The sequence below is a fragment of the Zoogloea oryzae genome (assembly GCF_030161255.1).
GTDB lineage: Bacteria > Pseudomonadota > Gammaproteobacteria > Burkholderiales > Rhodocyclaceae > Zoogloea > Zoogloea oryzae.
The window spans coordinates 1-898 of the sequence record NZ_BSPX01000234.1; the positions used below are offsets into that span (position 1 = coordinate 1).

Genomic DNA, 898 nt, shown 5'->3' on the forward strand with positions numbered 1-898 from the left:
GCTGGCCCTGGGCGATGCCGCTGCGGGCGTCGGCGAGGTCGTCGCGCAGGGCGGCGGTGACTTCGGGCCGGCCGTGCTGCTCGATGAGCGCGGGCACGGCGCCGAGGAGGCGGTCGAGCGCGGGCAGGGCACGGTAGGCGGTGGTGTCGGAAACGGGTTGATTGCCGTCGGACGTGGTGCCATGGACCATGGACGCCATCGTGGGGGACTCCTCAGGGTTTGTATAAATAAAACAAAAAATGTTTCGATTGCTACGATTACTTGCAGCCCGTAGAACGTAGGTCGGACTTCAGTCCGACATCGTCCGTTGATCGGGCAGCGGATGTCGGACTGAAGTCCGACCTACACCCGACCTACGGGTGAGGTGCATCCCTTACGGCGCGAACAGGAACAGGTTGCGGCCGGCCCGGTGGAAGCCGGTTTCCTCCACCAGCATGTCGAGGGCGAGGGTGGCGAGGTCGTCGGCGAAGGCGTCCACCAGCGGGTCGCGTTCCATCGAGACGATCTTGAGGCTGCTGTGGCAGTCGGGGCAGGTTTCGGCCTTGACGGCGGGGTGCGGGTTGCCGCCGGCGCCGTCGAGGGCCTGGTAGGCGATCTCGCGGGTGTTGAGGCAGGGCACGCACTTGATGCGCGTGACGTGCCATGCGGTGGCGCACAGGCTGCAGGTGGCGTAGCGCACGCCGTGGCCGCCGTCGCCGATGCGCAGGATCGAGGCGACCGGGTGGCTGCCGCAGGCGGGGCACTGGCTGCCTTCGAAGCCGGCGGGCACGTCGGCGGGCTGGAGCGCGCGGGCGCGGGCTGTCCATAGCACCTGGAGGCTGGCGCCGATCAGCGGGGCGAGGGCCAGCTCGACGGCGTTGGCGAGGTGTTCCTCGGTGCGCAGGATGTCGCGGGCGAG

The 898-nt window shown here is 68.8% G+C and carries 2 protein-coding genes; both read right to left on the minus strand.

Annotated features, from left to right (window positions below; all coding sequences use genetic code 11):
• On the minus strand, positions 1–199 hold a 199-nt coding region (locus tag QQK25_RS23205; protein WP_284190080.1), incomplete at its 3' end, for a hypothetical protein.
• A 174-nt stretch (positions 200–373) separates the two neighbouring features.
• Positions 374–898: formate dehydrogenase accessory protein FdhE (locus QQK25_RS23210; protein WP_284190081.1), on the minus strand; the 525-nt coding region annotated here is incomplete at its 5' end.